Genomic DNA, 25648 nt, shown 5'->3' with positions numbered 1-25648 from the left:
CGCCCGAGGGGCCCCGCCGCCCCCGCCGCCCGAGGGGCCCCGCCGCTCCGGCCGCCCGAGGACCCGCCGTCCCGGCCGCCCCGCCGCCCGAGGGACCGCCGTCCCGGTGCCGTCACGGCAGATGGCGCGCCGCGAAGTCCAGTTCCAGCCGGACCTGCTTGATCCGCTCGTCCACCACCAGGGAGCCGTGCCCGGCGTCGTAGCGGTAGACCTCGTGGACCGCTCCCCTGGCCTCCAGGCGCTTGACGTAGTTCTCGATCTGGCGGATGGGGCAGCGCGGGTCGTTGACGCCGGCCGAGATGTACACCGGGGCCTTGACCCGGTCGACGTACGTCAGCGGTGAGGACGCCTCGAAGCGCTCCGGGACCTCCTCCGGGGTGCCGCCGAGCAGGGTGCGGTCCAGGGCCTTCAGGCCCTCCATCTCGTCGTGGTACGCGGTGACGTAGTCGGCGACGGGGACCGCGGCGATGCCCAGCGCCCAGTCGTCCGGCTGGACGCCGAGGCCGAGGAGGGTGAGGTAACCGCCCCAGGAGCCGCCGGTGAGGATCAGGCGTCCGGGGTCGGCCAGCCCGGACGTGACCGCCCACTCGCGCACCGCCGCGATGTCCTCCAGCTCGATCAGGCCGACCCGGTGCTTGAGGGCGTCGGTCCAGGCGCGGCCGTACCCGGTGGAACCGCGGTAGTTGACCCGGACCACGGCGTACCCGTGGTCGACCCAGGCCGCCGGGCCCGCGGCGAAGGAGTCGCTGTCGTGCCAGGTGGGACCGCCGTGGATGTCGAAGACGGTCGGCAGCGGCCCGCTCGCGCCCGCCGGCTTCTGGACGAGGGCGTGGATCCGTCCGCCGGGTCCCTCCACCCACACGTCCTCCACCGGCACCGAGCGCGGGGACTTCATACCGGGCGGATCCAGCACGACCCGGCCCGTGGTGGAGCGGACCGCGGGCGGCTCGGCGGCCGAGGACCACAGGTACTCCACGCTGCCGTCCGGGCGGGGGGTCGCGCCCGACACCGAGCCCGCCGGGGTGGGGACCTCCACCAGCTCGCGGGTGGCGAGGTCGTAGCGGAACAGTTCGCTGCGGGCCTCGAAGCCGTGCACGACCAGCAGGCCGCTGCCGTCCGGGTACCACTCGGCGCTCACGTCGCCGGGCAGCTCCAGCGCGAGGTCGGTCTCCTCCCCCGTCGCCACGTCCCACACCATCGGCTCCCACCGGCCGCGCCGCTGGTGGCCGACGAGCAGCCGGGTGTCGCCGTCGACCGGCGCGAAGCCCAGCACCTCCAGGCCCAGCTCCTCGCTGCCGCCCTTGGTGTCGTCGAGCTCGGCGACCGTCGTGCCGTCGGGGCGCAGCACGCGCAGCGCGGAGTGCATCGCGTCACCGTGCTCGGTGTGCTCGACGGCGATGAGCGAGCCGTCGTGGGAGAGGTCGCCGACGCCCGCCGACTCGCGGTGGCGGTAGATCTCCACCGGCGCCTCGCCGGTGCGCACGAGGTGGATCGTCGTCCCGTCCTCGTCCGTGGAGCGGCCGATCACCGCCGTGCGCCCGTCCCGGCCGAGGGCGAGGCCGGCCGGGTAGGAGGGGTCCAGGCCCGGTGCGGCCAGTTCGTCCTCGCCGCCCTCGAACGGCTGGCGGCGCCAGACGCCGAACTCGTCGCCGTCCTTGTCGTCGAACCACCAGATCCAGGCGCCGTCCGGCGAGAGCACCCCGTCCGTCGTGCCGTTGGGCCGGTTCGTCACCTGCCGCTGCTCGCCGGTGGCCCGGTCCCACGCGTACAGCTCGTAGGTCCCCGTCGCGTTCGACACGAACAGGGAGCGGTCCGGGGCGTCCTGCGCCCAGTCGGGCAGCGACACCCGGGGCGCCCGGAAGCGCTTCTCCCAGTCCGGCATCTCCCGCCGGCTCGTCCGGTCCTGCTGCTTGCGCTCATCCGGTGAGACGGATTCGTTGCTCTCGGTCATGGCCCCATACTGCCGCGCCGCACCGACAGCGCGCCGACCCGTCCCCCAGCCTGTGGAAAACCCCGCCGCCCGCCGGCGCGGCCCGGGACCCGCGCGCGTCCGGGGACCCGCACGCGTCCGGGGGAAAGGGCGGGCCCCTCGACCGGTTCCCCGGCCGGGCCCCGTACCGTGGGGGGCGTGTACCGGTTTCTGCTGACGCCCCGATGGTGGGGGATCAACGTCTTCGTGCTGCTCGCCATCCCCTTCTGCGTCTTCATGGGGTCCTGGCAGCTGGGCCGGTTCGAGGACCGGGTGGACGACCACCGCGCCGCCGAGGCGCGGGCCACGTCGAACCGGCACGAGGCCGCCCGCCCGCTCGCGGAGCTGGTGCCGGTGAACAAGGCGACCGTCGGCAGGCAGACCACCGCGACCGGCCGCTACGACCGGCAGTTCCTGGTCCCCGACCGGACGGTGCAGGACCGGCGCGGTTACTACGTCCTGACGCTGCTGCGCACCGGTTCCGGCCGGGCGCTGCCCGTCGTGCGGGGCTGGCTGCCGGGCGAGCCCGACCCGGCGAAGGCGCCCGCCCCGCCCCCCGGCGAGGTCACGGTCACCGGAGCGCTCCAGGCGTCGGAGACGCCCGGCAGCAACGGCGTCAGCGCCCGCGGCGGCCTGCCGGCCGGACAGACCGCCGTGATCAGCGCGGCGGCGCTGGTGAACCTCGTGCCGTACGACGTGTACGACGCCTGGGTCACCCTCAACGAGGGCGACTCCGGCATGACGGCCGTGCCGGCGAGCGCGGCGCAGGGCACCGGCCTGGACCTGAAGGCCTTCCAGAATCTCGGTTACACCGCCGAGTGGTTCGCCTTCGCGGGTTTCGTGATCTTCATGTGGTTCCGGTTGTTGCGCCGCGAGGTGGAGTTCGCCCGGGACGCGGAGCTCGGACTGCTGCCCGAGGACCACGGGGACGGGGGGCCGGGGGACGGACAGCCGGGGCCCGGGCAGCCGGAGGACGGACAGCCGGGGTCCGGGAAGCCGGAGCGTGAGCAGCGTCCCAGCCCGTCCGGAGTGTGACGGGCCGGGACGGTCCCGCCCCCGGTCAGGATTCCGCCAGCACGCCCGTCCAGTACACGGTCCCCGCGCAGGCGCCGGTCACCGTGGCCGTCGCCGAGGCCGCGCCGGTCTGGTCGGTGTAGGTCACCGCGACACTCCCGCCGGCCGTGCCGTCCTCGGTGACCAGCTGGGTCGTGGCGCCGGTCTCACCGCCCCCGGCGGCCGTGCCGGCGGTCTCGCTCGCGTCCGCGGTGGGCGTCGGGGCCGGCGAGGGGCCGCCGGTGCCGCCCCCGGCGTCGCCGCCGGGGGTGGGGCAGGTCTCCGAGGGCACCCAGGCGAACCGCACCTCGAAGGAGGCGCCCGGCGCGAGCGCGAGCCGCGCGACCTCCAGCGACGGGTCGGGCAGACCGGCCGCGGCGTCCCCGGCGACGTGCCGGGCCGTGCCGATCCTGGCCGGGTCCGCGGCGCCCTGCGGCACCACGCCGACGCTGCCGGGGCCGTCGACGGTACAGCCCGCGGAGGAGACGTTGGTGACCCGGAAGGAACCGTAGACCGCGCCGGTGGAGTCGGGGGCGCCGCTGCTCGCGGTGGCCGAGCCGAGCTGGCCCGCCGCGCACGGGGGCGTACCGGTGCCGGCGCTGGCCGAGGGGGCGGCGCCGCCGGTCGTCCCCTCGGTGCCGGAGCCGGGCCTCTCGGTCTCGTCCCCCTCCCGGGGGCCGGCCGTCCTCTCGTGCTCGGCCCGCGGGGAGGAGCCGCCGCTGGCGCTCCGCCCGCCGTCCGGTTCCTTGCCCTCACCGGTGCCGCCCTGCGTCCGCGAGGCGTGGCCGGCCACGGACGGGTTGGCGCCGTCCCCGGTGGAGCCGGTCACGTGCACCAGGGCCGGGATCGCGGTGCCGGCGAAGAGGGCGGCGGCGGCCATGCCGATCACGGCCTGCCGCTTGCGGGCCCGCCGGGCGGGCACCGCCCGGCGCAGGTACTCCAGCGTCCCCTCGCGTGGCTCCACGTCCCGCACCGCCTGGTGCAGCAACCTCCGCAGTGCCAGCTCGTCGGTGACGGGCCCGCCGGACGCGGGCTCGTCGGGCCCGCCGGACGCGGGCCCGTCGGGCCCCGCGGAGTCGGGGCCCTGTTGGTCGGGGCCGTGATTCACAGTTCCGTTCCCAGCGTGCGGTTGCTTCGGCTCTTGCCCGTGCGATGCGGTCGGCCCGGGCGGCCCGAACGTTTCCTCGGGTCGGTGCCGGTCACGGGCGTCGTGCCGCGCTTCGTGACCCTCGCTCATGCCGGCGCCTCCATGGCCAGCCGCAGCGCCGCGATCCCGCGTGAGCCGTACGCCTTCACCGATCCCAGCGAGATGCCGAGCGTCTCGGCGACCTGAGCCTCGGTCATGTCCGCGAAGTACCGCAGGACCAGGACTTCGCGCTGGCGGCGCTGAAGGCCCTTCATGGCCCGTATGAGGGAGTCGCGTTCCAGCTGGTCGTAGGCGCCCTCCTCGGCGCTGGCCATGTCGGGCATGGGTTTCGGCAGCAGCTTCAGGCCGAGGATGCGGCGGCGCAGCGCGGAGCGGGAGAGGTTGACGACGGTCTGGCGGAGGTAGGCCAGCGTCTTGTCGGGGTCGCGGACGCGTCTGCGGGCGGAGTGGACGCGGATGAAGGCTTCCTGGACGACGTCCTCGCAGGAGGCGGTGTCGTCGAGGAGGAGCGCGGCGAGACCGAGCAGCGACCGGTAGTGGGTGCGGTAGGTCTCGGTGAGGTGGTCGACGGTGGTGCCCGCCGCCACGGCCTCCTCGGCGCCCTCGCGCTGATTCGGTATGCGGGCGGACCGCGCTGCGGGCATGGGCGCGATCACCGGCATGCCACCGGACGCGCCGGCTCCGCCTGAGCGGGCGGGCCGGACGGGCCGGCGGAGCGGCCGAAGGGCCGTGCCGCGCGACGCCGGGGGCACCCCCTGCTCGAAGAGGCCGGGGGTGAAGTCGAGTACCTCTGCCACGCCAGTTGGACACGCGTCCCCCCATGAGGGTTGTACGTACCGGGCGCCGCGTCCGCGCCGGTCCCGGCGCGCCCCACCGCGGCCGGCCGCGTTCTCGCGTCAGGCAGCACAACCGACGGCGCGTCAAATGCCCTCATGCGTCCCGCTCTTCCCCTATGTCCCATGCGAACGGGCGTCCCCACGCCCGCTCCTCGGCGTCCCCACGCCTGAAATGAAGCGCTCCCACGCCCCGGAAGACGACCGCAAAGACGCGCCCCGCTCCCCGCGCGGTTGCGGGGAGCGGGGAGGAAGCCTTCCGGCGCCACAGGGGCCCGGTACACGTGGGCCGAAGCTCCCGGCCCATGTGCGGTCCACAGATCCTACAAATGTTTTCCGTCGCGGCCAGGGGTCTTTCCGGTATGCGGCCTCAGACGTGCTCGGCCGCCACCAGCTCCGCGATCTGCGTGGTGTTCAGCGCGGCACCCTTGCGCAGGTTGTCGCCGCACACGAAGAGTTCGAGCGCCGTCGGGTCGTCGAGCGCCCGCCGCACCCGGCCGACCCAGGTGGGATCGGTGCCGACCGCGTCGGCGGGGGTGGGGAACTCCCCGGCCTCCGGATCGTCGAACAGCACCACCCCGGGGGCGGTGGCCAGGATCTCCCGGGCCCTGCCGACGGTGACCTCGCCCTCGAACCGGGCGTGCACGGACATCGCGTGCGTGGTGATCACCGGCACCCGTACGCAGGTCACCGCCACCGGGAGCCGCGGCAGCCCGAGGATCTTGCGGGACTCGTCCCGCACGTTCATCTCCTCCGACGACCAGCCGTCCTCACGCGGCGACCCGGCCCAGGGCACGACGTTCAGCGCGACCGGCTCGGGGAACGGACCGGTGTCGTCGCCGACGGCCCGCCGCAGGTCGCCGGGGCCGGTCCCCAGCTCCGTACCGGCCACCAGGGAGAGCTGGCGGCGCAGGGTGTCCACACCCGCGCGCCCGGCCCCGCTGACCGCCTGGTAGGAGGAGACCACCAGCTCGCACAACCCGAACTCGGCGTGCAGCGCGCCCAGTGCGACGATCATGGACAGCGTCGTGCAGTGGGGGCTGGCGACGATCCCGCGCGGGCGGATGCGCACCGCGTGCGGGTTCACCTCGGGCACGACGAGCGGCACGTCCGGGTCCATCCGGAACGCGCCGGAGCCGTCGACCACCACCGCGCCCTTGGCGGCGGCGACCGGCGCCCACTCCGCGGCGACCTCGTCGGGTACGTCGAACACGGCGACGTCGACGCCGTCGAGGGCCTCCTCGGTGAGCGCGACGACCTCGGTCTCCTCGCCGCGCACGGCCAGCTTGCGGCCGGCCGAGCGCGGGGAGGCGATCAGGCGGATCTCGCCCCAGACGTCCGCGTGCTGGGACAGGATCCGGAGCATGACGGTGCCGACCACGCCGGTCGCTCCCACGACGGCGAGCGTCGGCCGCCCGGACCGTCCCGGGCGGTCCGGCCGCCCGGGACGTTCGATCCCGGCCATCAGCGGCCGGTGCCTCCGTAGACGACGGCCTCGTCGCTGTCGGAGTCGAGCCCGAAGGCGGTGTGCACGGCGCGGACGGCCTCGGGGACGTCGTCCTTGCGGGTGACGACCGAGATGCGGATCTCGGAGGTGGAGATCAGCTCGATGTTCACGCCCGCGTCGGACAGAGCGGTGAAGAAGTCGGCGGTGACCCCCGGGTTGGTCTTCATCCCCGCGCCGACCAGCGAGATCTTGCCGATCTGGTCGTCGTAGCGCAGCGAGTCGAAGCCGATGGTGCTCTTGTTCCGCTCCAGGGCGTCGATGGCCTTGCGGCCCTCGGTCTTGGGCAGCGTGAAGGAGATGTCCGTCAGGCCGGTGGAGGCGGCGGACACGTTCTGCACGACCATGTCGATGTTGATCTCGGCGTCGGCGATCGTGCGGAAGATCGCGGCGGCCTCGCCCGGCTTGTCCGGCACGCCGACGACCGTGACCTTGGCCTCGGAGGTGTCGTGCGCGACACCGGAGATGATGGCCTGCTCCACCTGCTTGTCCCCTTGGTTGATCGGCTCGCTGCTGACCCAGGTGCCCTGCAGCCCGCTGAAGCTGGACCGGACGTGGATCGGGATGTTGTACCGGCGGGCGTACTCCACACAGCGGTGGAGCAGCACCTTGGACCCGGAGGCGGCCAGTTCGAGCATGTCCTCGAACGAGATCCAGTCGATCTTCCGGGCCTTCTTCACCACACGCGGGTCGGCGGTGAACACACCGTCGACGTCGGTGTAGATCTCGCACACCTCGGCGTCCAGCGCCGCGGCGAGCGCGACGGCCGTGGTGTCGGAGCCACCGCGCCCCAGCGTGGTGATGTCCTTGGTGTCCTGGCTGACGCCCTGGAAACCGGCGACGATGGCGATGTTGCCCTCGTCCAGCGATTCGCGGATCCGGCCCGGCGTGACGTCGATGATCCGGGCTTTGTTGTGGACCGAGTCGGTGATGACACCTGCCTGGCTGCCGGTGAAGGACTGGGCCTCGTGGCCCAGGTTTTTGATCGCCATCGCCAGGAGGGCCATGGAGATCCGCTCCCCGGCGGTCAGCAGCATGTCGAGCTCGCGCCCGGCAGGAATGGGGGAAACCTGCTCGGCGAGATCGATCAGCTCGTCCGTCGTGTCGCCCATCGCGGAAACCACGGCGACCACCTGGTGGCCGTTCTGCTTGGCTTCCACGATCCGCTTGGCGACGCGCTTGATGCCTTCGGCATCGGCTACGGAGGAGCCTCCGTACTTCTGCACGACAAGGCCCACGTGCGCTCCTCGCTCAATCCGTCTCTTTCCGCCCGTACGTAGATGTACAGCGGCCGGTTCAGTCTATCGAGCGTCCGAAAATCCCCTCCCTGATACCGCATGGTGAGATTTCGGCGCCCGTCCAGGCAGGTACATGCCCCGGGGGGCGCCGGTCACTCGGAAAGTGCCCCGCGTCACACCCGCACGGGCGCTCGGTGTCCGGGGCCTTCCGGCCGCACCGGCGGAAAAGCCGGTTCCGCCGCGCGTCCGCCCCGGTCGCAGGCGGCGCACACCGTGATCACGCGGGTCACGCGGGGCGGGAGTGCGGCGTCCGGGTCCGCACGCGGGCCCTCGTCACCCGCGGAGACGCCCCCCGCGCCCCGCTCCCCGCGCCCCGCCGCGGGAAGGGACGGGAGGGCAGGGCGGGGCCGGGAACTCCTCCCCGTTCCGGCACGGTCCGATCACGGGCGTCGGCATCGCGGAGCAGGACGCCTCGACCCGGCCGAGAGCTCGTGACACGAACGCATGAGTCGCTGGGGACGAGGCGTGGTCCTCACCGGGAGCCACGAGGCCGCCGGACCTACCATGGCGGCATGGCCCTCGACCTCTACGCAGGCATCCCGGTCAACGACTACGCGGCGGCACTGGCCTGGTACGAGCGGCTGCTGGGCACCCGGCCGACGTACGTCGCGAGCGAGACGGAGGCCGTCTGGGAACTCGCGGAACACCGGTCGGTGTTCATCGAACACCGACCCGGGCACGGCGGCCACGCCATGCACACCGTCTTCGTCGACGACTTCGACGCCCGCGTCGCCCGGATCGCCGACCGGGGTCTGGAGCCCGCCAGGCGCGAGACCTACCCGAACGGCGTGCGCAAAGCCGTCTACCGCGATCCGGACGGAAACGAGATCGGGTTCGGCGGGGCCCCGCTCTGACCGCGCCCCGTCCGACGAGGTGGCGGAGCTCGCCGGGCCCTGGACGGCCGGGGCGCTCCTGCCGCCGCGGATCAGACGGTGCCCACCGCCCGTCCTCCCGCGACCGGCCGGCGACGGGCCGGTGGCCTCGCCCCCTCTTTTTTCGGCACGGATGCGGGAGGCGTCCGCGCCGGCCCGCGTCCGGTCCAGCGCGCCGGCGGCACGCGGTCCGGCGGCCGGGGCGGGAGCGGCGTGGCCTGCGTCGGGGTTCCGGCGCCGGAGGAGAACGCCCGGCCGTTGCGCCGATGCGGCGAACCGGAGCCCACCGCACCGCGTGTCGCCGCGCGGACGCCGCCCCATCGTGATCCGGTGAGGATTTTTCAGAAGAAAACCGTGTCTATCCGCCGCACTGTCGTTACTTCTGATGAACCGGCCGGTCCGGCCGGTCCGATCGACGGAAGGAAACAGCGCGAATGTACGGCGTACGGCGTTTGGCGGCGGTGACCTCGGTGGCGGGGATGCTGATGGCCGCATCGGCCGGCCTGGCCTCGGCGCAGGGCGGGGACATCGACGGGGGGCCGGGCGGTCTGCTGTCCAACGTGTCCGGCAGGAACTCCTCCGGTCACGCCAACCTCTGCGGCACGGGCAAGCTGGCCGTCCTCAAGGAGCGCACCTGTGTGACCGAGGACCGCGGCCACCGGGGCGGCGGGGACCAGGTGGGCCCCAGCGGCGGCATCCTGTCCAACCTGGTCTTCGCCCGCAACGCCTCCGGCCACAGCAACAACTGCGGCAACGAGACGGTCTCCGTGATGAGCCGCACCACCTGCGTCGTCGTGCAGCACTGAGCCACCGGGCGACCACCGGACCAAGGCGACGAGGACCAGGACGACAGGCAGCGCCGGGAGCCGGTGACCGCACAGCGGCGGTCACCGGCTCCCGCGATACGACGCGGTACGAAGAACGGCAGAAGGCGGGCAGTACAGGTGGAGAGGTCGTCGACGCGACTGTGTATCGGTGTGGTGGCACCGCTGACGGGGCGGTTGTCCCCGTTGGGAAGGCCGCTGTCGTACGTGCTGGACGCGCTGGCGCCCCGGCTGCGGCACGTCGACAACGGCGGACGCCGCCACGAGGTGTCGGTCGTCGTGCGGGACAGCCGCTCCGACCCGGAGGCGGCCCGGCAGGCCGTGCGCGGCCTGGCCGCCGAGGACCGGGCGCAGATCGTGCTCACCATGGCCGGGACCCGGGTGCTGCCCGCCGTCGCCGACACCTGCGAGGAGGTGGGCGTCCCGTGCCTGTCGACCACGTTCCCCTGGCAGGCGTACGTCCACGCGCGCGGCGTCGGCCCCGCGCACCGCTTCCGGTGGACGTACCACTTCGCCTGGGGCCTGGACGACATCGCCGCCGTCTTCGCCTCCCTGTGGGAAGGGGCCGGCGGGCGCGGCGCCGTCGGCTGCCTGTGGAACGACGACCTGCAGGGCAGCCTGCTGCGCCACGAGCGGTACGGCTTCGCCCCGGTGACGGCCGCGCGCGGGCACACGCTGGTCGACCTCGGCCCCTACCGGGAACCGGCCGGCGACTTCCACGCGCAGGTCGGCCGGATGCGTGAGCACGGAACCGAGGTGATCACCAGCGCCGCCACCGCCGCCGACCTGGCACTCTTCCACCGCCAGGCCCGCCGGGCGGGGCTGCGGCCCCGGTTGATCACCTGCTCGCGCTGGCTCACCTACCCCCACACCCACACCACCCCGGCCCCGGACGTCCACGCCGAACTCGCCGACGCGCGCGTGGCCACCCTCGTCTACTGGAGCCCCGACCACCCCTACCGCTCCAGCCTGGACGGCACCACCTGCGCCGACCTCGCCGACGCCTACCGGCGGGACACCGGCGAGTCCTGGTTGCAGCCCCTGGGCCTGGCCCACGCCCTGGTGGAGACCGCCCACCACGCCCTGGCCACCGCGAGCGACCCCACCGACCGCGCGTCCGTCGCCGAGACCCTCGCCGCCACCCGCCTCGACACCATCGCCGGCCCCCTCGACTGGACGCGGGGCCCCACCCCCAACATCGCGCTCCTGCGCCTGTCCGGCGGCCAGTGGCACCCCGGGCCGCGGGGCCCCCGCCTCGCCGTCGTCACCAACGCGGGGAACCCCGGCGTCCCCCTCACGGGCGACCTCGCGCCGGCGCGGTGAGACCCGGCGGGTCCCCGGTCCTCAAGCCAGGCTCCCGGCGGGGAACGCGGCGGCCCGCCCCCGGGCGGGTGGACGGTCCGCCGCCGCGGGCCGTCCCGATCTGCTCGCGACACAAATGGACATGAACGTACGATCCAGACATGTCGGGTATTCAGCTCGTGAGCAGCCGCAGCGGCGCCGGGCCGCCCCTGGTCGTACTGCGTCAACTGGACCGGGAGGGCTGGGGGGCCGTCCTCGGCCTGCTGGCCCGTGAACGCGAGGTCGTCACCGTCGACCTGCCGGGGTTCGGCGGCAGTCCGCCCCTGCCGGGCGGCACCGTCCCCACCGTCCGGGCCCTGGCCGCCGAGGCCGCCGAGTGGTTCCCCACGGCCGGCCTCACGCGCCCGCCCGTCGTCGGCAACTCGCTCGGCGGCGCCGTCGCGCTCGAACTCGCCCGGGCCGGCGCGGTCGGCAGCGCCGTCGCGCTGTCCCCGATCGGCCTGTGGACCGGCGTCGAGGCCGCCTACGCCCTCGGTTCGCTCCGGGTCGCGCGCACGGTGGCGGAGAGCCTCGGGCACCGCACGGCACGGGTGGCCGACAGCCCGCTGGGCCGCACGCTGGCGTTCTGGCAACTCGTCGCGCGCCCCTGGCGGATGACGGCGGCGGCGGCCGACGGCGCCCTCCGCGACCTGGCCCGCTCACCCGGGTTCGAGGCCACCCGCCGGGCGGCCCGCGACTACCGGCTCGCCGGCTTCGCCCCCGGCGTCCCCGTCACCGTCGCCTGGGGCACCCGCGATCTTCTGACACCACCGCGTCAGGCCCGCCGGGCGGCCCGTCTGCTGCCCGGAGCCCGCCATGTCCGGCTGCACGGGTGCGGGCACTCGCCCATGTCCGACGATCCGGACCGGGTCGCCCGCCTCCTGCTGTCCGCGAGCAGCGGCTGAGGCGGGGGCGCCGGTCCCGGCCCCGCCCACCCGGCCGCCCGGAACCCGTGACCGGTACCGGTCCCGGTCACGGTCACGACAGAAGCCGGCCACCTCGCCCCGCCCGGCCTCCGGGAAGCGCCGCGGGCCCTCCGGCGTACCACCGGAGGCCTCCCCGGTGTCCGCGCGGCGGGCGCACGGGGAGACAACCACCACCGTGTGCCCCATCCTGGGATGAAGACCGCCGGTCGATGTGCTCGACGAAGGGCCGGGCCCGTGCATGACGTGCCGCTGTGGCTGTGGATGGTGTTCGCCGTCACCGTACTGGTGTCGCTGGCGGTCGACCTGCTCGCGCACCGGCAGGCGCACGTCATCGGTTTCCGTGAGGCCGCCGCGTGGAGCGGGGTCTGGGTGGGGCTGGCGATCGCGTTCGGCGTCGCCGTCTTCCTCGTGGTGGGCACGGACGCGGGGGTGGAGTACACGACCGCGTGGCTGCTGGAGAAGAGCCTGTCGGTCGACAACCTCTTCGTCTTCGCGCTGATCTTCGGCTACTTCCAGGTGCCGCGCGCCTACCAGCACCGCGTGCTGTTCCTCGGCGTCCTCGGCGCGCTGGTCTTCCGCGGCGTCTTCCTCGCCGCCGGCGTGGCGGTGGTCAGCCGCTTCACCGCCGTCCTGTTCGTCTTCGCCGCCATCCTCTTCTACAGCACGTACAAGATCCTCAGGGAGGAGGAGGACAGCTTCGACCCCGGCCGGAGCATCGCCGTCCGCATGCTCCGGAAGATCGTCCCCGTCCGGGACGAGTACGCCGGACCCCACTTCTTCGTCAAGGAGGCCGGGCGGCGCGTGGCCACCCCGCTGCTCGCCGTGGTCGCCGCGATCGAGGCCGCCGACCTCGTCTTCGCCGTCGACAGCGTGCCGGCCGTCCTGGCGGTCAGCAGCGACGCCTTCATCGTCTACACCAGCAACGCCTTCGCCATCCTCGGCCTGCGCGCCCTGTACTTCATGCTCGCCGGGCTGCTCGACCGCTTCCACTACCTCAGCAAGGGACTGGCGCTCATCCTGGCCCTCATCGGCGTCAAGCTCATCCTCCAGGCATCCCACAAGCTGATCAGCCCCGCCATTCCCGAGGTGCCCTCGACCCTCAGCCTCGCCGTCATCGTGGTCATCCTGGCCGTCTCCGTCGGGCTCAGCCTGCTGCGGCCCGCGCCCGCCCCGGCGGACGCCGGTTCCCCGCCCTCGGCCTCCCCCTCCGAGAAGCCCGCACCAAAAGACTCCTAAAACCGGGCAAAAGGGACGTAAAATGTCGACTATGGACCACGTGCAGAAATCCCGGACGCGACCCCGGACCCCCTACACCTGCCGCTCCTGCAAGGAGCCGGTGGACGCCGTCGTGGAACGCCACAAGAACATGGGCGTCTTCGTCCCCTACTGGGTCGCGGGCCCCTGCCACAACCCGCGCTGCGACCAGTACGTGCCGGAGCAGGTGCCGATCAGCTCGGTGCGCGCCGCCACCTGGAGGCACCTGGCCGGCTGGACCCACCGCTGACCCCGACGGCCACCGCCGGGGCGACCGCCGCCGGGCCCGCGCCTACCGGACCGGCCGCAGGCCCAGCGGGCCCGCGATCTCCTCGACCATCACCCGGCCGGCCTCCGCCTCCAGCACCTCGTCGCCGAGGTCCTGGTCGGTGTCGAGACCGTCCAGTTCCTCCAGCGGCTGGTTCAGGCGGACGTGGGCGACGACGGACTGCAGCGCCCGCAGGGTCGCCGAGGCCGTCGAGCCCCAGTTGGAGAAGTAGGAGAACTGCCACCACCACAGCGCTTCCGTGGTGCGGCCCGCGCGGTAGTGGGCCATGCCGTGGCGCAGGTCGGTGATGACGTCGGTGAGGTCGTCGGAGATGCGGGCCGGGACGGGCGCCTTGCGGGGCTCGTAGGGGTCGAAGACCTCGGAGTAGACGTCGATGGGTTCCAGGAGACGCGCGAGGTTCTCGCGCAGTTCGTCCACGTCCTGCTCCGGACCCGGGTCCGGCTCGTAGCGCTCGTCGGGGAGGATGTCCTCGTGGGCGCCCAGCCGGCCGCCGGCCAGCAGGAGCTGGGAGACCTCCAGGAGGAGGAAGGGAACAGCCGAGTCCGGTTCGTCGCCCTTGGCGACCTCCGTGACCGCGACCAGGAAGCTCTCGATCTGGTCGGCGATCTGCACCGCGAAGTCGTCGGGGTTCTGGTGGGTCGCGTGGAGCGTGGCGTCAGACATCTAGGAGTCGTCTCCCCTCGAAGGCACGGCCGAGGGTCACCTCGTCCGCGTATTCCAGGTCGCCACCCACCGGGAGGCCGCTGGCCAGGCGGGTGACCTTCAGGCCCATGGGTTTGATCATGCGGGCGAGGTACGTCGCCGTGGCCTCGCCTTCGAGATTCGGGTCCGTGGCCAGGATGAGCTCCGTGACCGTCCCGTCGGCCAACCGCGCGAGAAGTTCCCGTATACGCAGGTCGTCGGGGCCGACCCCGTCGATCGGGCTGATCGCGCCGCCGAGGACGTGGTAACGGCCGCGGAACTCACGCGTGCGCTCGATCGCCACGACGTCCTTCGGCTCCTCGACGACACAGATGACGGCCGGGTCGCGGCGCGGATCGCGGCAGATGCCGCACCGCTCCTCCTGCGCGACGTTTCCGCAGACCGCGCAGAAGCGGACCTTCGCCTTCACTTCCATGAGGGCCTGAGCGAGCCGCCGCACGTCGGCCGGTTCCGCCTGGAGGATGTGGAAGGCGATCCGCTGCGCGCTCTTCGGACCGACGCCGGGCAGCCGCCCCAGCTCGTCGATGAGGTCCTGGACCACGCCTTCGTACAACGGACTGCCGTCCTTCCTGAGGTTCCTTCACTACGTACGGTAGATGCCCGCGGATGCCCGAGAAAGCCGTCCCGGAAAGCCGGCCGCCTTCCGGGGCCGCCGCCGCGGCACGGTCAGAACGGCAGGCCGGGGATGCCGCTGCCGCCGCCCAAGCCCTGGGCGAGGGGACCGAGCTTCTGCTGCTGGAGGGTCTGGGCGTTCTCGTTGGCCGCCTGGACGGCCGCGACGATCAGGTCGGCGAGGGTCTCGGTGTCCTCCGGGTCCACCGCCTTGGGGTCGATCACGAGGGCGCGCAGCTCACCGGAGCCGGTGACGGTGGCCTTCACCAGGCCGCCGCCCGCCTGCCCGTCGACCTCGGTCCGCGCCAGTTCCTCCTGCGCCCGAGCCAGATCCTGCTGCATCTTCTGGGCCTGCTGGAGCAGCTGCTGCATGTTGGGCTGGCCACCACCGGGGATCACGATCAGCTCCTCTTCCGGACTCGTCTTCCGGGCTCGTCGGGTACGGGTTTTCCCGTTCGGCACGAGCCTACGTGGTCCGCGCGGCACTCGCCCCGGCACTCTTTCGAGTGATTCGGTCACCCGCCCCATATCCAACGAAGGCCCCCTTCCGGGCGGTAAAACGACGGAACCCAAGTCACCGCCACCCATTGGGCGGTAGGAAGAGGGGCGGCGCGTCAGCCCCAGGGACCCTCAGGTGTCACCGGAGCGCCACAGGGTAGTCACGCACGGTGATCAGCGTGATCTGTCGTGAGCGGTAGGGAGTGCGGGTGGGTCAGCCGGAGATGCAGCCCGAGAGGACGCCGCGGGACGGGCGAGGCGGGCGGGACGGGCGAGGCGGAGGGGCCGGGCGGGGCGGACGCGCTGAGGGGACGGCCGGGCTCCGAGCGGGCGACCTGACCGGGCGGGTGTTCCCGCTCGGGGACTGGGGGCAGCCGGCCGAGCGGCTGGACGAGCTGTACCGGTGGGTGGAGCGGGGGGCGCTGGACACGGCCGCCTGGTACCTCGCGGACCGGGTGGGGAAGCGGCGCGCGGCACGGGCGCTGAGGGCGGGGGCCGCCCTGGGGGCGGTCGCCGGGGTGGCACTGCCGCTGCTGGACATGACGGGCGTGGTGGGCGGGGTCGCTCCCTGGGGGTACCTCGCGCTGCTGCTCGGGGTGGCGTGCGTGGCCGGGGACCGGTTCTTCGGGGTGACCTCGGGGTGGATGAGGGACGTGGCGACCGCGCAGGCGGTGCAGCGCCGGCTCCAGGTGCTGCAGTTCGACTGGGCCTCCGAGAGCGTCCGGGAGGTGCTGGGGCCGGCCGAGGGGACGGCGAGCGAGGCGGCCGAGCGGTGCCTCGGGGTGCTGCGGCGGTTCTCGGAGGACGTGACCGAGCTGGTGCGCGCGGAGACGGCGGACTGGATGATGGAGTTCCGGACCGGGGCGGCGCCGCTGGGGATCCAGTCGGCGGTGCCCGGCGGGCCGCGGCCGGAGCAGGGGGTGACGAGCGGCCGGTTCGCCATCCCGCCGGGGGCCGCACGGCCGAACATGCCGCGGCAGCGGCCGCCGGAGCCGCGCTGACCGCTTCCGGGAAGGCCCCGGAGGGCCCCTCGCAATTGCCTGGGGGGCGGGCGGCTCACTCCCGCCGGTACGTCAGGCTCTCCCCGGTCCCCGTGTTCACGCGCTGGAGCCTGCCGTCCGGCAGCAGGGTGACCCGGGAGGGCTCCCCGGGAGCGCAGGAGGATCGGGGTTGCCCGACCGTCACGGTGGACGGGCCGACGCGCAGCGGTCCGCCGGGGCCGGGTTCCGACGCCAGCTCGGCCTCGAACACGCAGTGGTAGGTGCCGTTCCCGGCGGGGCCGTCGGCGACGAGGGACAGCACCGTGTCGCCCACCTCGCCCTGCCGGATGGTCAGCCGCCGGGTGTGCCGCCCCGACGCGTTGTCGATGGTCGTGGTCCAGGTGCCCAGGTAACCGGCCGGGACGGTGCCGTCCGCCTCCGTGGTGGCCGGGGGCGTCGCGGACTCGGCCGGGGACGGGGCGCCGGGCGTGCCGGCGTCGGACGTGTCCGTTCCCGGCGCCGTGGGCGCGCCGGTCGTGCGGCCGCCGTCCGCGAGGCCGCCGCCGCCGTTCATCAGCGCGTACACCGTGCCGCCGGCGGCGAGCGCGACGACGAGGGCGATCACGACGAGCAGGACGGTGGTACGGCCGCCCGGCCGCGGCTCGCGCGGCGGGCCGTAGGGCGGGGTGGAGCCGGGCGGCGGGGGCCCGTAGGGCGGGTTCGGGCCGTACCCGCCGGCGTACGGCACCGGCGCCGCGTAGGGCTGCTGGTACGGGCCCGGCGTGCCGGGGGCCGCGCCCCAGGCGTCGGGCGCGGCGGACCGGGGGTGCGGCTGCGGGTGGCCGTGGGCCGCGGGGTGGGCGGGCGGCGGGGCCGGGGCGCCCTGGCCGGCGACCAGGGTGGGGAGGTGGTCGAACGGGGTGCCGTCGCCCGGCCGTCCGGGCGGGGGCGGGCCGGGGGCGCCGGCCGGGTCCGGGCCCGGTGGCGGGTGCGGGCCGCCGTCCTCGGCGGCGGACGCGTGTTCGGGTACGGCGCCGCCGGGCGGTGCCGTGCCGACCGCCGTCCCGTTGCGCGGCGCGGCGCCCGGCCCTTCCGGGTGCTCGGTGTCCAGCAGCCGTACCGCGTGCCGTCCGAGCTGGGCCACCAGGGCGCCCGGCAGCCACGGGTCGCGTGAGCGGCCGTCCACGACGGTGTCCCCGGCGCCGGTGCGCTCCAGGACCTCGTCGAGCCCCGGCCGGGCGGCCGGGTCCTTCCTCAGGCAGGCGCGGACGAGGCCGGCGATGCCCTCGGGGACGCCCCGCAGGTCGGGCTCCTCCTGGGCGATGCGGAACATCAGGGCGTGCACCCCGCTGTCGCTGGTGCCGAAGGGCAGCTCGCCGGTGGCGGCGTAGGCGAGGACCGAGCCGAGGCAGAAGACGTCGCAGGCGGGCGTGATGCGGTCGCCGCGCACCTGCTCGGGTGCCATGAAGCCGGGCGAGCCGACGAGCGCGCCGGTGCGGGTGAGCCCCGCGCCGGTGACGGTCTGCAGGGCCCGCGCGATGCCGAAGTCGATGACGCGCGGGCCGTCGATCGTCACCAGGACGTTGGACGGTTTCAGGTCGCGGTGCACGATCCCGGCGGCGTGGATGTCCTTCAGGGCGTGCGCGAGCCCGGCGGCGAGGACGCGGACCGACCGCTCGGGCAGCGGTCCGTGGTCGTGCCCGACGACCCGCTGGAGGCTGGGTCCGGCGACGTACCCGGTGGCCACCCACGGCACGGCCGCCTCGGTGTCGGCGTCCAGCACCGGTGCCGTCCAGTGCCCGCCGACCCGGCGGGCGGCCAGCACCTCCTGCCGGAACCGCGCCCGGAACTCCTCCTGCGCGGCCAGTTCCCCGCGCACCAGCTTCACCGCGACCGTGCGCCCCCGGTCGGAGCGGGCCAGGTAGACGTGTCCCATCCCGCCGGCGCCGAGCCGCGCCAGCAGCCGGTAGGCGCCGATGCGGTGCGGATCCCCCGGTCCCAGTCCCTCCATCGTCGCGCCGCCTCCCCCCGTACCAGAGCAACGGATCGAGAATAGTGCGGGCCCGGGCTCCGGTGGCCCGGGCGTCGTCTACGGTTCCGTAACGGGCGGAGCAGGTGCCCGGGCGGGCCGTCGACAACCTGTCGCGGAAAGCCCCCGACCGCAGACAGGGCGCCGATACCGCCTCCGCGTCGCGGGCACCTACGCTCGGGCGCATGACCCCTCAGCTCCCGCAGCCCAGCCCCGAGGCCGGCGCGGCCGTCAAGGCCGCCGACCGCGCGCACGTGTTCCACTCCTGGTCCGCCCAGGAGCTCATCGACCCGCTCGCCGTCGCCGGCGCGGAAGGGTCGTACTTCTGGGACTACGACGGCAACCGCTACCTCGACTTCACCAGCGGCCTCGTCTTCACCAACATCGGCTACCAGCACCCCAAGGTCGTCGCCGCGATCCAGGAGCAGGCGGCGAGGATGACGACCTTCGCGCCCGCGTTCGCGGTCGAGGCCCGGTCGGAGGCGGCGCGGCTGATCGCCGAGCGGACGCCCGGCGACCTGGACAAGATCTTCTTCACCAACGGCGGCGCGGACGCCGTCGAGCACGCGGTGCGCATGGCCCGGCTGCACACGGGCCGCCCCAAGGTGCTGTCGGCGTACCGCTCGTACCACGGCGGCACCCAGCAGGCGATCAACGTCACCGGCGACCCGCGCCGCTGGGCAAGCGACAGCGGCTCGGCGGGTGTCGTGCACTTCTGGGCGCCCTTCCTGTACCGGTCGAGGTTCTACGCCGAGACCGAGGAGCAGGAGTGCGCGCGGGCGCTGGAGCACCTGGAGACGACGATCGCCTTCGAGGGGCCGCAGACCGTCGCCGCGATCGTCCTGGAGACGATCCCGGGCACGGCGGGGATCATGGTGCCGCCGCCCGGTTACCTCGCCGGGGTGCGCGAGCTCTGCGACAAGTACGGCATCGTCTTCGTCCTCGACGAGGTGATGGCGGGCTTCGGCCGGACCGGCACGTGGTTCGCGGCGGACCTGTTCGGCGTCACGCCCGACCTGATGACCTTCGCCAAGGGCGTGAACTCCGGGTACGTGCCGCTGGGCGGCGTCGCGATCTCCGGGAGGATCGCGGAGACGTTCGCCAAGCGCCCCTACCCCGGCGGACTGACGTACTCCGGGCACCCGCTGGCCTGCGCCGCCGCCGTGGCGACGATCGGCGTGATGGCCGAGGAGGGCGTGGTGGAGCACGCCGCCCGGCTCGGGGCCGAGGTCGTCGGGCCGGGGCTGCGGGAGCTGGCGGAGCGGCACCCGAGCGTCGGCGAGGTGCGCGGCGTCGGCATGTTCTGGGCGCTCGAACTGGTGCGGAACCGGGAGACCCGCGAGCCGCTGGTGCCGTACAACGCGGCCGGTGAGGCCAACGCCCCGATGGCCGCCTTCGCCGCCGCCGCCAAGGCGCGCGGCCTGTGGCCGTTCGTGAACATGAACCGGACGCACGTCGTGCCGCCGTGCAACGTGAGCGAGGAGGAACTGAAGGAGGGCCTCGCGGCGCTGGACGCGGCGCTGTCGGTGGCGGACGAGTACACGCGGTAGCCCTCCCGGGCGCCCACCGGGCCGTCCGCCCGGCCGCTCCCCCGGTCGTCTCCTCGTCCGCGCTCCCGTCCGTGCCCTCCTCCGTCCCCTCGTGCGCGCACCCGTCCGGCCACGCGGACGCGTAAGGTGACGTGTTCGGAGACATATGGCACGTGTGTACGACACATCCGTACAGCACGCCACCCGACGCGACGAGGAGACGCCCGACCATGCCCGGCCCCAGTGGCACCGGCGCCGTGACCCGCAGCACCCTGCGCCAGCAGATCGCCGACGCGCTCCGCGACGAGGTGCTGGCGGGGCGGCTGCAGCCCGGGCGGGAGTTCACGGTGAAGGAGATCGCCGAGCAGTACGGCGTCTCCGCCACCCCCGTCCGCGAGGCGCTCGTCGACCTGTCCGCGCAGGGGCTGCTCGACGCCGACCAGCACCGCGGCTTCCGGGTCCACGAGTACTCGGTGGACGACTTCCGCGGCATCGTCGAGGCCCGCGGTCTCGTCGTCGACGGGATGTTCCACGCCGTCGGCGCGGGCCGGCTGAGCGCGCTGGGAACCGACGAGGCCCGCGCCGCCGACGCCCTGACCGGGGTCCGGCGGCGCGGCGAGGAGGCGCAGCGGGCCGCCGACGCCGGGGACCTGACCGTCCTCATCGGCTACGACCTGCGCTTCTGGCGCGAGCTGAGCGCCCTGTTCGGCAACCCCTACCTCTCCGACTTCCTGCACCGGCTGCGCGTGCAGAGCTGGGTGTGCACGGTGCAGCACCTGCGCCGCAGGGGTGCTCCGCAGGGTGCGCTGTGGTCCGGCCACACCGGCCTGGTGGACGCCCTGGCGCGCTGCGACACCGCCGCCGCCCACGCGATCATCGACGCCTACAACGCCCACTCCCTCGCGCTGATCGAGCGGCTCGCCGCCGGATGAGCGCCCGGCGCCCACCGGACGAGCGGCCCCGCGCGGGTCGTGTCCGGGCGCCGTTCGGGTAGGGAACCGGCACGAGGGGACGCACAGGGGAAGCCACCCTCGTACCGCACCGATTACCCTTCCCTGACCACCGTGCCGTGTGAGGAGTCCTCTTTTGGCCTGTGACCTGTGGCTCGTACCGCTCGTCGACGTCCTGTGCCACACCCCGGACAACCCCTTCGCCGAGGAACTCGCGGAATACAACAGGGTGCTGGCCGAGACCGGGCTGCCGCCGGTCCCGGTCCACCCGTACATGCCGGGGCTGTCGGGCGAGGTCGCCCCGGTCGCCGGCTTCGACTACGACGCGCTGCACTTCCTGCGCCGCGCCTACCTGCTCCAGGTGTGCGGCCTTCCGGTGACGCCGGTCGACGAACTCGGCGGCGACTACCAGCAGTTGCTGGAGATGTTCGAGGCGACGGCCCAGCAGTCGCACCTCGTCTGGCACTACGACCACGCGGGCGCGTACGTCCCCGTGGACTTCCCGCACCCGCTTTCCAGCGACGAACTCCTCGCGGGCGGTGGACCGCTGGGCTCCTCCCACATGCTCCTGCGGGAACTGGAGCACGTCGCCCCGGCGATCGGCATCGACCCGGCCAACCCCCCGGCGGCCCCGCGGTCGCCGCTCGCCCCCACGGAGCTGGAGGAACCCGCCGTACCCGGCCCGTACGACCCGAGCCCCTTCGCCCGCGAGCGGCACGTGTGGCTGGGGCTGCACGCGGCGGCGACGCGGAGCCTGGCCCAGGGGTCGATGATCGTGTTCAGCTGAGCGCCGGCGGGGTGCTCACCGACTCCGGTGGACGGCGCAGTGATGGCGCACGCCACCCCGTGCTTTCACCCATGTGGGGGATTACGCGCTTCCGCCGGAAGCGGGCATCCTCACAGAAGCAATTCATGTGATCATCCACATAATGACGGGCAGTCAGGCGGTACGAGGGAACGCCGGAAAGGCGGGAACGGTCATGGCACTCCTGGACCTCCAGACAATGAAGATCAGCTGGGACCGGCACGGCACGGAACAGGCCAGCGATCTCAGCATCGCACTCTGCGACCGGCCCATCAGCACCCTGAGCGTCGTCCTCTGCTAGGGAACACCGGCCCCTACCCGTGCTTTCGAGCAGGGCTTCGCGAGCGGGCCGCCCGACCACCCCGGCGACCGGGGCGGTCGTCACGGTGAAACCCTCCGCCGGCCGCCGCGCGGCGGCCGGCGGAACCCGGTCCGGGATCGCCGGGACACCATCGATTCGCCAAGCGCCCGAAGCGCCGCGGGTTCCGCGGAAGACCGGTCCCGAGCACGTCATGCCCGACGGGACGCTCGTCGAGTGCGACCGGTTCGACGACGGCCGGGCCGGTTCCCGAAGGCATCGCCGCCACGGCGTGAGCACGCGGGGCGCGGCCGATCCCGCGGGAGAGCCGCTGGGGATCCCCCTGCGCCGCCCGGCCGCGCTCCCGACCTGACCGCGGTCCGCGCCGATCGCGGGGACCGGGGCATCGGACACCTCCCGTCCCGCGCGGCGGGCCCCGCCCCGTTCGCCCCGCTCACCACACGCAGACGGTGACCAACGATCAGGAGCCCGGCGCCCCGCCCCCATTGCGCTCGAGATCGTCGGCGCGCGCGAGGGCGCCGACGATCAGACGGACCATTTCGCGCCATCTCCTAAACCCTCGCCTTCTGCTCATGGTCGATCGTCACCGCGATCGTCTACGGTCGGATTCGCTTAGGCGATGATCGGCGGGGTGACACCGTGGTGCCGTTTCACGGGGGAGGGCGACGGGGGTGGATAGGGTCTGAAGATGAATCAATCCGTTGATCGCACCAAGTCTCTTGAAGAGCTGGACGGAGAACGCTGGGGAGACCCACCTGCAGACGCGACGTCACTGGTAAGGACCGTCTACGAATGGCGCCGACGCCCCATCGGAACTTTGGAACCTCATGAGCTGGCGCGTTTGATCGGCCAGGACGTCGGCTTGCCGTGGCTTCTCCCCCTTGGAATGGAACTCCTTCGGGAAGAGGCGGAAAAAGTGGCTGCCGGCGGATTTTTCGACGGTGATTTGTTGTATGCAATGGTCACCAGGAAGCCGGAGGTATGGATGGAGAATCTCGAAATCGCCCATGAGCTCAAAAAGACGGTATCTAAACTGCCCGAGATGTCGCGCTACGTCAAACAAGAGGTAGACGCGTTCCTTGCATCACTTCCTGAGAATGCTTGAGGAGCTGACGCCCTTCGTTCCGCGGCCTGCGGGCAGCGGTGGTCGAGGTTCGTGACGCGGCAGAACCCCTGGTAATCCCGTATCAAGCCATACTCGACGTCCCGCGTAAGGTTTTTGAGTAATTTCCCGGATCATTGAGGTTCCCCAGCTGTACGGAGTGATTGCACCCTCACCTGGGACCACCAGGGCCTGCGCCCCCTGACCCAGACCGAACGCAAGACGCCGGCCGACGCGCCCCAGGAAGAGATCGACTCCCGCTTCTACGCCATCGTCACCGACCTCATCGGCACCCCCACCGAACTCGTCGACGAACACGGCGACATCGCCTGGCACACCCGCACCACCCTCTGGGGCACCACGGTCTGGAACCGCACCGCCACCGCCTACACCCCCCTGCGCTTCCCCGGCCAGTACTACGACCCCGAAACCGGCCTCCACTACAACTACTTCCGCCACTACGACCCGGACACAGGCCGGTACGCGAGCCCGGACCCCCTCGGCCTCGCCCCTGCCCCCAACCCCGCCGCCTATGTTCACAACCCCTTGGTGTGGGCTGATCCCCTCGGTCTCAAACCCGGTACATGCCCTCGGACTGGCCGATCCATCAATCCGCGCGCCTATACCGCCCTGTTCGAAATGGAGCTTGACGTCGCTGACTACGGGCGTAGTCGAAGTGTGCACTTCAACAGAGCAAATGCGGCGCTAGACGCTGCGATTCAAGCCGACCCAGCGCCGGGAAGGTTCTTGGACCAGTTCTCTCCCGGCATTGCGCAGGCGGTGAGCGCAACGGGAGGTCGACGGACTCCTGCCGGTCACACATGGCGACATGAGCCATCATCCAACGCGGGCGGACGCACCGGCGTCATGCGCCTTGTACCGATTTACCAGCACACCCTGGGAAGTCCGTGGTGGGACGTTCTACATCCCGGTAACTCGGGCGGATACGCTGAGTGAGCCGTCCCTAATGGCGCACCGCCTAACAGCAGGAGGTAATGACTGTGTCTTACTTTATGAGCAACCTTATGGGCGAGTCGATCGATTCTCCTGACGAAGCACAGATCCGCCAGACTCTTACAGAGTTGGAAAAGGCGGATGGCGAGCACACGGATGTTTCACTCGGGCATGAATCCGGATGGACACTGAGCGTCTTTCGAGAAAAGAGGCTGCTGTGGGAAAATGTGGAGGACCCGGAAGTTTCCCCGCGAGAAGCGACTCTGGATTCGTGGGATGACGTCGTAGACCTTCTTTTGAAGCTCTCCCGCGGGGACATTGGGGCTGTCGACGCGTTCAGCTGGAACTTCTGAGGGCCAGCATCCGGCGCAAAGAGGTGCCGACAGCCACCGACACGCTCTCCGCCGGAACGATGGCATCGGCATCTCTGCCCCTGTCGGCAGGAACTCTGGAAACAGGCACGCCCGCAAGCCCGTGCGGGCCGGGGTGTGGGGCGCACGGGTTACCGGTGTCCGCTCGGCTCGCGCCGGGTGGGCGCGTACCGCTCAGTGCTCGCGGGTGGTGGCACCGCCCTTGCGGCATTGCGGTCGCTTCGCCTCCGGCACGATGAGCGCCGCGGTCTCGTCATCGAGTACGTAGCACGACTGGGCATGCAGCAGCTCTGCTTCGGCGGGGCAGGCACAGGGCCACGTCCGCACCAAAGCCTCCGTCACGGCGCAGCCGGAGGTCAGTCGCGGCTGTCGGCTGAAAGGTGATGGCGTTCACTGCGCCATGCTTGGCATAACCCACCCACGTCCCTTGTCCTTGCCGGTATCTGGGAACCAGCAGGTTACCCGACACGTCGAAGATAATTTAAGGGGCAGCCTCGACATGAGAGTGTTCTTGATGGCAACAAATCCGGAAAGTGAAAAATACTTGCGCGAAATTGCGGAAGAAATGAGCAACCTTTTCGGAATCACCTATCGCGAGGCGGTGGCGAGGGTTAACCGCGAATGGCGCGATCTATCTTTTGAAAGAAGCCTCGATCTGATCACTCACGAACTTCCCGAGCACTGGGCGTACCGGCTCTACTATGGCGAAGTCGCCTACTGGGATCCAAGCGCCGACCGGTCAAAATGGGTAGCACGCGAAGCTCCTCCCCATGATTCCCCGTATTGGACCGTTCACGACAGTTCAGAATGACGGAAACAGCAGGATTCACCTGCTTTGATGGCCAAGTACAGTGAGCCCCTTCCAATCCGAATGGCGCGGACTGCCGAGCGTCTTCCAAAGTGGCCGGCAACCGGTCTCACGCGCAGTGGACCACTGCCTCGGAGGCTCGCCCCGACTACGGCTGCCGCCTGCTCTGGTCCCTGACCATCCCTACGGAGGATTGGAAAAAGATCACAGTCTGCGAAGCAGAGATAAGCACCATCGGAGGACCGTGAACAACGCCAAACTAAAAGAGCTACTCCTACTTGCCGCGCAAGAAGGGGTAGCGCCTCGAGAGCTTATCTACCTGGCAGGCGAAGAGGGTGTCATCGAGGAAGGGAGAGTCTCCCGAAACAACCTGATGAACATATATGCCAGACGGCTCAAGAGGGCGGCCGGGGACCCACAATTACACGAATCGACTCTCGAATTAGTCGAATTCCTGAGGAACTTCCCATCAGAAGAATTGAACATGATATCCATACGGCCGACCGCTGGCGGGTTTCACTTGTTTATCGCCGATTTGGAGTCGACCAAAATCTTTTTCTGGATGAGGATGTTTTCCAGTCCGCCCCAACCTCCACGAGCATACAACAAACAGGGGAATTAGGCCTTTCGATGTCTTTTAGGCTGCAGGATTACGCTGATCGACACGGTGGCGGCGTAT

At 72.0% G+C, this 25648-nt stretch carries 24 protein-coding genes and 1 pseudogene; 16 read left to right on the top strand and 9 right to left on the bottom strand.

From position 1 onward, the window contains the following. Positions 1-112: 112 nt before the first annotated feature. Positions 113-1951, bottom strand: a complete 1839-nt coding sequence (locus tag ACSU6Z_RS15615) for a prolyl oligopeptidase family serine peptidase (protein WP_437046212.1) — start codon at positions 1949-1951, stop codon at positions 113-115. A 177-nt stretch (positions 1952-2128) separates the two neighbouring features. Between ACSU6Z_RS15615 and ACSU6Z_RS15610 the strand changes: the two genes are divergently transcribed. Beyond that, positions 2129-3004: an SURF1 family protein gene (locus tag ACSU6Z_RS15610; RefSeq protein ID WP_437046210.1), complete on the top strand. Its 876-nt coding sequence runs from the start codon at positions 2129-2131 to the stop codon at positions 3002-3004. Between the two features lie 25 nt (positions 3005-3029). Here ACSU6Z_RS15610 and ACSU6Z_RS15605 read toward each other — a convergent pair whose 3' ends face one another. From ACSU6Z_RS15605 to ACSU6Z_RS15590, 4 genes are all read right to left on the bottom strand, one after another. Continuing rightward, entirely contained in the window at positions 3030-4130 is a 1101-nt protein-coding gene (locus tag ACSU6Z_RS15605; RefSeq protein ID WP_437046208.1) for a hypothetical protein, read from the bottom strand. Positions 4131-4255: 125 nt separating this feature from the next. Then, positions 4256-4831: a SigE family RNA polymerase sigma factor gene (locus tag ACSU6Z_RS15600; RefSeq protein ID WP_437050329.1), complete on the bottom strand. Its 576-nt coding sequence runs from the start codon at positions 4829-4831 to the stop codon at positions 4256-4258. A 541-nt stretch (positions 4832-5372) separates the two neighbouring features. Then, on the bottom strand, positions 5373-6467 hold the full coding sequence (locus ACSU6Z_RS15595; RefSeq protein WP_437046206.1) for an aspartate-semialdehyde dehydrogenase: 1095 nt from the start codon (positions 6465-6467) through the stop codon (positions 5373-5375). Continuing rightward, entirely contained in the window at positions 6467-7744 is a 1278-nt protein-coding gene (locus ACSU6Z_RS15590; RefSeq protein ID WP_437046204.1) for an aspartate kinase, read from the bottom strand. Before ACSU6Z_RS15590 ends, ACSU6Z_RS15595 begins: the two co-directional genes overlap by 1 nt. Positions 7745-8316: 572 nt before the next feature. Here ACSU6Z_RS15590 and ACSU6Z_RS15585 point away from each other — a divergent pair. The 6 genes from ACSU6Z_RS15585 to ACSU6Z_RS15560 all read left to right on the top strand — a co-directional run bounded on the left by ACSU6Z_RS15585 (position 8317) and on the right by ACSU6Z_RS15560 (position 13271). Beyond that, complete coding sequence (locus ACSU6Z_RS15585) at positions 8317-8658, top strand: VOC family protein (protein WP_437046202.1); 342 nt, start codon at positions 8317-8319, stop codon at positions 8656-8658. 452 nt (positions 8659-9110) lie between these two features. After that, the gene (locus tag ACSU6Z_RS15580; RefSeq protein WP_437046200.1) at positions 9111-9482 is read left to right on the top strand and encodes a hypothetical protein; all 372 of its coding nucleotides are present in this window, start codon (positions 9111-9113) and stop codon (positions 9480-9482) included. A gap of 174 nt (positions 9483-9656) precedes the next feature. Continuing rightward, positions 9657-10823, top strand: coding sequence for an ABC transporter substrate-binding protein (locus tag ACSU6Z_RS15575; protein ID WP_437046199.1), 1167 nt, complete (start codon positions 9657-9659; stop codon positions 10821-10823). A gap of 140 nt (positions 10824-10963) precedes the next feature. Then, entirely contained in the window at positions 10964-11746 is a 783-nt protein-coding gene (locus ACSU6Z_RS15570; RefSeq protein ID WP_437046197.1) for an alpha/beta fold hydrolase, read from the top strand. Between the two features lie 255 nt (positions 11747-12001). Continuing rightward, positions 12002-13003: a TerC family protein gene (locus ACSU6Z_RS15565; RefSeq protein ID WP_437046196.1), complete on the top strand. Its 1002-nt coding sequence runs from the start codon at positions 12002-12004 to the stop codon at positions 13001-13003. A gap of 31 nt (positions 13004-13034) precedes the next feature. Next, positions 13035-13271 carry a hypothetical protein gene (locus ACSU6Z_RS15560; protein WP_437046194.1) on the top strand — a complete coding sequence of 79 codons (237 nt, stop codon included), beginning with the start codon at positions 13035-13037 and terminating at the stop codon, positions 13269-13271. A 42-nt stretch (positions 13272-13313) separates the two neighbouring features. Here ACSU6Z_RS15560 and ACSU6Z_RS15555 read toward each other — a convergent pair whose 3' ends face one another. From ACSU6Z_RS15555 to ACSU6Z_RS15545, 3 genes are all read right to left on the bottom strand, one after another. After that, positions 13314-13973, bottom strand: a complete 660-nt coding sequence (locus ACSU6Z_RS15555) for a DUF5063 domain-containing protein (protein WP_437046192.1) — start codon at positions 13971-13973, stop codon at positions 13314-13316. Then, the gene (gene recR, locus ACSU6Z_RS15550; protein WP_358780243.1) at positions 13966-14565 is read right to left on the bottom strand and encodes a recombination mediator RecR; all 600 of its coding nucleotides are present in this window, start codon (positions 14563-14565) and stop codon (positions 13966-13968) included. The genes ACSU6Z_RS15555 and recR overlap by 8 nt, the downstream gene beginning before the upstream one ends. Positions 14566-14678: 113 nt before the next feature. After that, the gene (locus tag ACSU6Z_RS15545) at positions 14679-15023 is read right to left on the bottom strand and encodes a YbaB/EbfC family nucleoid-associated protein (protein ID WP_437046190.1); all 345 of its coding nucleotides are present in this window, start codon (positions 15021-15023) and stop codon (positions 14679-14681) included. Positions 15024-15331: 308 nt separating this feature from the next. Between ACSU6Z_RS15545 and ACSU6Z_RS15540 the strand changes: the two genes are divergently transcribed. Continuing rightward, positions 15332-16123, top strand: coding sequence for an SLATT domain-containing protein (locus tag ACSU6Z_RS15540; protein WP_437046188.1), 792 nt, complete (start codon positions 15332-15334; stop codon positions 16121-16123). Between the two features lie 55 nt (positions 16124-16178). On the opposite strand, the gene ACSU6Z_RS15535 is transcribed toward ACSU6Z_RS15540, so the two are convergent. Next, entirely contained in the window at positions 16179-18113 is a 1935-nt protein-coding gene (locus ACSU6Z_RS15535; RefSeq protein ID WP_437046186.1) for a serine/threonine-protein kinase, read from the bottom strand. 203 nt (positions 18114-18316) lie between these two features. Here ACSU6Z_RS15535 and ACSU6Z_RS15530 point away from each other — a divergent pair, with 203 nt between their 5' ends. The 8 genes and pseudogenes from ACSU6Z_RS15530 to ACSU6Z_RS15495 all read left to right on the top strand — a co-directional run bounded on the left by ACSU6Z_RS15530 (position 18317) and on the right by ACSU6Z_RS15495 (position 24972). Then, complete coding sequence (locus tag ACSU6Z_RS15530) at positions 18317-19681, top strand: aspartate aminotransferase family protein (RefSeq protein WP_437046185.1); 1365 nt, start codon at positions 18317-18319, stop codon at positions 19679-19681. Between the two features lie 209 nt (positions 19682-19890). Then, positions 19891-20592, top strand: a complete 702-nt coding sequence (locus ACSU6Z_RS15525; RefSeq protein WP_437046183.1) for a GntR family transcriptional regulator — start codon at positions 19891-19893, stop codon at positions 20590-20592. A gap of 154 nt (positions 20593-20746) precedes the next feature. Continuing rightward, a complete protein-coding gene (locus ACSU6Z_RS15520) occupies positions 20747-21397 on the top strand; it encodes a hypothetical protein (RefSeq protein ID WP_437046181.1) in 651 nt (216 codons plus the stop codon). A gap of 142 nt (positions 21398-21539) precedes the next feature. Then, entirely contained in the window at positions 21540-21716 is a 177-nt protein-coding gene (locus tag ACSU6Z_RS15515) for a SapB/AmfS family lanthipeptide (RefSeq protein ID WP_437046179.1), read from the top strand. Between the two features lie 706 nt (positions 21717-22422). Further along, a complete protein-coding gene (locus ACSU6Z_RS15510) occupies positions 22423-22839 on the top strand; it encodes a contact-dependent growth inhibition system immunity protein (RefSeq protein ID WP_437046177.1) in 417 nt (138 codons plus the stop codon). Between the two features lie 150 nt (positions 22840-22989). After that, positions 22990-23415: pseudogene (locus tag ACSU6Z_RS15505) on the top strand (RHS repeat-associated core domain-containing protein); the annotation flags it as partial. A gap of 446 nt (positions 23416-23861) precedes the next feature. Further along, on the top strand, positions 23862-24143 hold the full coding sequence (locus tag ACSU6Z_RS15500) for a hypothetical protein (RefSeq protein ID WP_437046175.1): 282 nt from the start codon (positions 23862-23864) through the stop codon (positions 24141-24143). A 517-nt stretch (positions 24144-24660) separates the two neighbouring features. Beyond that, complete coding sequence (locus tag ACSU6Z_RS15495) at positions 24661-24972, top strand: hypothetical protein (protein WP_437046173.1); 312 nt, start codon at positions 24661-24663, stop codon at positions 24970-24972. The last annotated feature ends 676 nt before the right edge of the window (positions 24973-25648 follow it).

Origin of the sequence: Streptomyces sp. enrichment culture (assembly GCF_964273145.1) — a bacterium.
GTDB lineage: Bacteria > Actinomycetota > Actinomycetes > Streptomycetales > Streptomycetaceae > Streptomyces.
The sequence above is the reverse complement of the archived record's forward strand: the minus strand, read 5'-3'. Positions and strand labels throughout refer to the sequence as shown.

Excerpts from the sequence above, each read along its gene's own strand:
- ACSU6Z_RS15515 (WP_437046179.1), top strand. The coding sequence starts at position 21,540 with ATGACGGGCAGTCAGGCGGTACGAGGGAACGCCGGAAAGGCGGGAACG.
- ACSU6Z_RS15500 (WP_437046175.1), top strand. The coding sequence starts at position 23,862 with ATGGGCGAGTCGATCGATTCTCCTGACGAAGCACAGATCCGCCAGACT.
- ACSU6Z_RS15555 (WP_437046192.1), bottom strand. The coding sequence starts at position 13,973 with ATGTCTGACGCCACGCTCCACGCGACCCACCAGAACCCCGACGACTTC.
- ACSU6Z_RS15525 (WP_437046183.1), top strand. The coding sequence starts at position 19,891 with ATGCCCGGCCCCAGTGGCACCGGCGCCGTGACCCGCAGCACCCTGCGC.
- ACSU6Z_RS15595 (WP_437046206.1), bottom strand. The coding sequence starts at position 6,467 with ATGGCCGGGATCGAACGTCCCGGGCGGCCGGACCGCCCGGGACGGTCC.
- ACSU6Z_RS15615 (WP_437046212.1), bottom strand. The coding sequence starts at position 1,951 with ATGACCGAGAGCAACGAATCCGTCTCACCGGATGAGCGCAAGCAGCAG.
- ACSU6Z_RS15495 (WP_437046173.1), top strand. The coding sequence starts at position 24,661 with ATGAGAGTGTTCTTGATGGCAACAAATCCGGAAAGTGAAAAATACTTG.
- ACSU6Z_RS15570 (WP_437046197.1), top strand. The coding sequence starts at position 10,964 with ATGTCGGGTATTCAGCTCGTGAGCAGCCGCAGCGGCGCCGGGCCGCCC.
- ACSU6Z_RS15510 (WP_437046177.1), top strand. The coding sequence starts at position 22,423 with ATGAATCAATCCGTTGATCGCACCAAGTCTCTTGAAGAGCTGGACGGA.
- ACSU6Z_RS15535 (WP_437046186.1), bottom strand. The coding sequence starts at position 18,113 with ATGGAGGGACTGGGACCGGGGGATCCGCACCGCATCGGCGCCTACCGG.
- ACSU6Z_RS15585 (WP_437046202.1), top strand. The coding sequence starts at position 8,317 with ATGGCCCTCGACCTCTACGCAGGCATCCCGGTCAACGACTACGCGGCG.
- ACSU6Z_RS15560 (WP_437046194.1), top strand. The coding sequence starts at position 13,035 with ATGGACCACGTGCAGAAATCCCGGACGCGACCCCGGACCCCCTACACC.
- ACSU6Z_RS15530 (WP_437046185.1), top strand. The coding sequence starts at position 18,317 with ATGACCCCTCAGCTCCCGCAGCCCAGCCCCGAGGCCGGCGCGGCCGTC.
- ACSU6Z_RS15580 (WP_437046200.1), top strand. The coding sequence starts at position 9,111 with ATGTACGGCGTACGGCGTTTGGCGGCGGTGACCTCGGTGGCGGGGATG.
- ACSU6Z_RS15600 (WP_437050329.1), bottom strand. The coding sequence starts at position 4,831 with ATGCCGGTGATCGCGCCCATGCCCGCAGCGCGGTCCGCCCGCATACCG.